4 protein-coding genes and 1 pseudogene are annotated in these 5050 nt (G+C 71.9%); 1 reads left to right on the forward strand and 4 read right to left on the reverse strand.

Going from position 1 to position 5050, the window contains the following annotated elements; translation table 11 throughout:
• The 3 genes and pseudogenes from ABZ318_RS38975 to ABZ318_RS38985 form a co-directional block, all read right to left on the reverse strand.
• Positions 1–609: pseudogene (locus ABZ318_RS38975) on the reverse strand (serine/threonine protein phosphatase); the annotation flags it as partial.
• A gap of 311 nt (positions 610–920) precedes the next feature.
• Positions 921–1586 carry a DUF402 domain-containing protein gene (locus ABZ318_RS38980; RefSeq protein WP_356907151.1) on the reverse strand — a complete coding sequence of 222 codons (666 nt, stop codon included), beginning with the start codon at positions 1584–1586 and terminating at the stop codon, positions 921–923.
• A gap of 125 nt (positions 1587–1711) precedes the next feature.
• A complete protein-coding gene (locus tag ABZ318_RS38985; RefSeq protein ID WP_356907152.1) occupies positions 1712–3112 on the reverse strand; it encodes a class II fumarate hydratase in 1401 nt (466 codons plus the stop codon).
• A 106-nt stretch (positions 3113–3218) separates the two neighbouring features.
• Between ABZ318_RS38985 and ABZ318_RS38990 the strand changes: the two genes are divergently transcribed.
• Positions 3219–4748 carry a ricin-type beta-trefoil lectin domain protein gene (locus ABZ318_RS38990; RefSeq protein WP_356907153.1) on the forward strand — a complete coding sequence of 510 codons (1530 nt, stop codon included), beginning with the start codon at positions 3219–3221 and terminating at the stop codon, positions 4746–4748.
• Positions 4749–4820: 72 nt separating this feature from the next.
• Here the strand turns inward: ABZ318_RS38990 and ABZ318_RS38995 are convergent.
• Positions 4821–5050, reverse strand: a 230-nt coding sequence (locus ABZ318_RS38995) for a lipoprotein (RefSeq protein ID WP_356907154.1), incomplete at its 5' end; no start/stop codon positions are given.

A 5050-nucleotide genomic window follows, 5' to 3' on the forward strand; every position in this document is an offset into this window, starting at 1 on the left:
CGGATCCGGATCGGGTACGAGGACGAGCTCCTCGCCCTCCAGATCGCTTAACCGCAGCCGGTCGGTGCGGCGCAGCCGCAGCACGAAGGGCGCCACCGGCCGCTCGTCGCCCACCGGGAGCGGGTCGCGGAGGTAGACCAGGATCTCGTCGGAGAAGGTCGGCACGGTGGCCCGGCACAGGCCGAGGACGATCTCGTCCAGGTCGATGCCGCGGGCGATGCGCCGGGTCGCGGCGCCGACGAACCGCAGCCGGTCGCCCTCCCGCCGGGCGGAGGTGTCCCCGCCGCCGGGATGCTGCGGGGAGACGGCGAGGGCCACGGCGCCGGGGGCGCCGGGGTGTCCCGTACCGCCGGGGAAGCCGGGACGGCCCGTGTCGCCGGGGGAGTTCGGGTGGGCCGTGCCGCCCAGGGGGTCGGGGTGGCCCGCGCCTGCGGCGGTGGCCGGCGGGGGTGCGTCCGGGGCCGGGGTCGTGGCGGCCGCCGGGCCGCCCGCCTTGCCGGGCACGTCGGAGGGCAGGCCGGCCGCCGCCTCCTGGCGAGGGCGAGCGCGTTCCTGCGGCCGGGCAGCCAGGGGCTGCCGGCCTTCGTGGGAGGTGGGATGCTCCGTCACGCGTGGGATTCCGTCCGTCCGGGCCGGTGGTGCGATGCACTCGCTCTGTTGGCCGATGCCGCGCCTTCGGCAGGGCTAAACCCCGCGTCCGCGGTGGATGTGGAGCTTCCGCGAGCGGCGGCAAGGGCGGGGGTCGGCACACCCGGGCGCACGTCCGGCACTGCTCTCCCCCTCGTGGATGACTTGTGGTCAGTTCCTGCGCTGGCTTACGCCTTTGACGTGCTGTTCGGTCGGTCTGACGTGCTCTTCGCTCGGTGTCGGCCTTGCGGAGGACGATCCTACGTTTGAACCCCGGGGGCGCATCAAGAGTCTCACGGAGCCGTGTGCGCCGGAGTGCGATCCCAGTCCGCCGGGAGCGTCGGCACCGACCAGGCGGGATCGGGCCGCCAGTCCTCCCAGCCGTCCGCGAACGGCGTCCCCCAGGAGGTGATCAGCTCCACCGCCTCCTGCCCGGCGGCCAGGACCCGCGCGGCCTGCTCGGGCCCCATCAGCCCGGCCCGCTGGGCCTGCGCGAACTCGTCCTCGTCCCGCCACAGCCAGCTGCGGTCGGGGTAGACGGAGATGTCGAGGAAGTGGTCCTCGGAGTCGATGCCGCCGGACCAGCGGGTCCGCGGCTCCTCCAGGTTCACGTACCAGCTGCGGAAGCGCCAGCCGCGCTCCCAGAACAGCCACACCGACCAGGGGTCCTTCGGCCGGGCCAGCTTGAGGACCCCGGTGCCGGACCAGCGGGCGCGCTCGGTGGTGCGCGGGGCGGTGTAGCGGGTGGCGAGCGGCTCGTCGTGCACGGAGGTGCCGTCGGCGAGCACCGGCCGCACGCACTCGGTGCCGGGCGCCATCCATACGGCGAGCAGCTCGGGCGTGTCCTGGACGACGGTCACCGGCCGGCAGATGGCCACGTCTTCGGTGCCGTTGCCGCGGTAGCGCCAGAGGATGTGCTCCCCCGGCGCCCAGTGCTGGGAGCCGTCCGATCCTGTCATGCGCAGATCTTAGGGGCGCGCTCCCATCGGCGCTGCGGCACAGGTCACGGATGAGTCATCCGCACCACGGTTCACGGATGGGTCATCCGCACCACGGTTCACGGATGGGTCATCCGCACCACAGGTCACGGATGAGTCATCCGCAGCACGTCCAGCGCCTCGTCCAGCTGCTCGACGGTGAGGTCGCCCCGCTCGACGTAGCCGGACTCCAGCACCACCTCGCGGATGGTCTTCCGCTCGGCGAGGGACTTCTTCGCGACCTTGGCGGCCTCCTCGTAGCCGATGTACTTGTTCAGCGGGGTGACCACGGAGGGCGAGGACTCGGCGTACTCGCGGGCGCGCTCGACGTTGGCGGTGATGCCGTCGACGGTGCGGTCGGCGAGGAGCCGGGAGGCGTTGGCCAGAAGCCGTACGGATTCCAGCAGGTTCTTGGCCATCACGGGGAGCATCACGTTGAGCTCGAAGTTCCCGGCCGCGCCCGCGACCGCGACCGTGGTGTCGTTTCCGGTCACCTGCGCGGCGACCATCAGGACCGCCTCGGGGATCACCGGGTTCACCTTGCCCGGCATGATCGAGGAGCCGGGCTGGAGGTCGGGGAGGTTGATCTCGGCCAGGCCGGTGCGCGGGCCGCTGGCCATCCAGCGCAGGTCGTTGGCGATCTTGGTGAGGGAGACGGCGATGGTCCGGAGCTGCCCCGACGTCTCCACCAGGCCGTCGCGGCCGCCCTGGGCCTCGAAGTGGTCGCGGGCCTCCGTCAGCGGCAGCCCGGTCGCGCGGGCGACCTCCGCGATGACGGCCGCGGAGAAGCCGGCCGGGGTGTTGATGCCGGTGCCCACCGCCGTACCGCCGAGGGGGAGTTCGGCGAGGCGGGGGAGCGAGGCGCGCAACCGCTCGACGCCGTACCTGACCTGGGCCGCGTAGCCGCCGAACTCCTGGCCCAGGGTGACGGGGGTGGCGTCCATCAGATGCGTACGGCCGGACTTCACCACCGACGCGAATTCGGCCGATTTTCGCTCCAGGGAGGCGGCCAGGTGGTCGAGGGCGGGGATCAGGTCGCGGGTGACGGCGGCGGTGGCCGCGATGTGGATGGAGGAGGGGAAGACGTCGTTCGAGGACTGCGAGGCGTTGACGTGGTCGTTGGGGTGGACCTCGCGTCCCTCGGGGAGCCGCTCGGTGGCGAGGGTGGCGATCACCTCGTTGGTGTTCATGTTGGACGAGGTGCCCGAGCCGGTCTGGAAGACGTCCACGGGGAAGTGCTCGTCCCAGCGGCCCTCGGCGACCTCCTCCGCGGCCGAGACGATCGCCTCGGCGCGGTCCTTCTCGACCACCCCGAGCTCGGCGTTGACCTTGGCGGCGGCGGCCTTGATCCGGGCCAGGGCCTCGATGTGGGCGCGCTCCAGGCGCTGGCCGGAGACCGGGAAGTTCTCCACCGCCCGCTGGGTCTGGGCCCGCCACTTGGCGTGCACGGGGACCCGCACCTCGCCCATGGAGTCGTGCTCGATGCGGTATCCGTCCGTGTCGTTCATGTTTCTCAACCTCCAACAAAAGATGAGCACTTGTCTTGTTCGATGTATTCCCAAGGCGCGTACCGGCCAGTAGAAACCGTGGGTAACCCCACTTCCAGGAGGCGCAGTGAAGCGCACCAGGTCCAGACTCCGCTGGCCCGTCGCGGCCGTCGCCGCCGCCGCGGCGGCCCTCGGCAGCATGACCGCCGCCGCCCCCGCCGGCGCGGCCGACACGAGCACCGCGGCCGGAATCACCTCCGTACCGCTCTCCCCCGAGCTGGAGGCGATCCGGGCGGCCGAGGCCACCAGGATCTACGGCAGCCCCGAGGAACGGCCGCTCGCCCAGCGCAAGACCGGCCTGATCTCCCTCGGCGACAGCGAGATCTCCGGCGAGGGCGTCGGCACGTACGAGTCCCCCACCAACGGGCCCACCAACTGGTGCCACCGCTCCCCGGACGCCGCCATCCACCGGACCGGGATCCCCGCGGACCTCACCTTCAACGTGTCCTGCTCCGGCGCGTACACCGGGAACATCCGGATCGGCGGCTCCAAGCAGTACGCCGACGAGCTCGTCCAGAGCGACAACCTCGCCGTCAAGGCCCGCAACACCCGGATCAAGATGGTCCTGCTCGTCGCCGGCGCCAACGACGACCTGCAGTTCGGACCCGTCATGACCGACTGCGTCCAGCGCTACGTGCTCAGCCAGGGCACCTGCGAGCCCAAGTACGCCCCCGGCTGGCAGGCCCGCGTCGACGGACTCGTCCCCAAGGTCGAGCAGACCGTCCGCGACCTGAAGACGGTCATGCGCGACGCCGGATACGCCGACGGCGACTACAAGCTCGTCGTCATGGGCTACCCGAGCCCCATCGGCCCCGACTTCCACGACAACCCGAACTTCTCCGGGAAGCTCGCCTGCGGCGGCATGGGCTACGACTCCGACACCAAGTGGGGCCGCAACGCCGCCGTCCCGGCCTTCGAGCGCGGCATGCGCACGGTCGCCGCCGACACCGGGGCGGTCTACCTCGACAACTCGCGGCTCTTCAACGGCCACGAGGTCTGCATGGAGGACACCTGGGCCCGGGGCCTCTACGTCGACCTCTCCAAGCCCGGCGGCCTCGACGAGAACTCCGTCCGCCAGTCCTTCCACCCCAACAAGAGCGGTCACGCCGCCTTCGCCTCCTGCCTGACCCAGATCTACGACTCGGGCCTGCGCGAGGCGAGCTGCGCCGACGTCAACTCCTCCGGCACCCCGACGCTCTTCCCGCTCGCCTGGGACGACGCGTACAAGCCGCTGAAGAACCAGGCGACCGGCAACTGCCTCGACGTGAACGCGGCCGAGTCGGCCAACGGGACCGCCGTCCTCGGCTGGGACTGCCACGGCGGCCGCAACCAGGGCTGGTGGCACGACTCGGCCCGGGGGACCGTCCACACCCAGCTCACCCAGGACCGCTGCCTGGACGTGCCGGGCGCCGTCTACCAGACCGGCAAGGCGCTCATCATCTGGAACTGCAGCGGCGCCGCCAACCAGAAGTTCGTCCGCGACGGCGCCACCGTCCGCCCCGCGGCCGCGACCGGCCTCTGCCTCACCCAGAGCGCGGCGAAGGAGCCGATCCGGCTCCAGGCCTGCGACGGCTCCGCGAACCAGAAGTTCGCGTAAGGGCCCCCGCACACGCCGTGGCCCCTCGTCCGGTGCGGGACGGGGGGCCGCGGTCATGTCCCGGCAGACCCCTCAGAGCGCCTTCGTCGTGCTCTTCGCCAGCTCGTAGGCGGGCAGCATCGCGCGGTGCTCGTCGGTGTCGAGCCCGCCGAGGTGGACGATGACGACCGCCCCCTTCGGGGTGGAGACGGCGAAGGCCCGCTGCTCCTTGGTCTCGTCCGTGAGCTCGCTGTGCGTCGTGTACGTGACCTCGGCGGCGGCCAGCGCACCCGCCCGCGTCTCCCGGTAGGTGACGGCGGAGG

Source organism: Streptomyces sp. NPDC006197, assembly GCF_040613865.1.
Taxonomy (GTDB): domain Bacteria; phylum Actinomycetota; class Actinomycetes; order Streptomycetales; family Streptomycetaceae; genus Streptomyces.

Bases quoted from the DNA above. Each gene is read 5' to 3' on its own strand.
- ABZ318_RS38980 (WP_356907151.1), bottom strand. From the start codon at position 1,586: ATGACAGGATCGGACGGCTCCCAGCACTGGGCGCCGGGGGAGCACATC.
- ABZ318_RS38985 (WP_356907152.1), bottom strand. From the start codon at position 3,112: ATGAACGACACGGACGGATACCGCATCGAGCACGACTCCATGGGCGAG.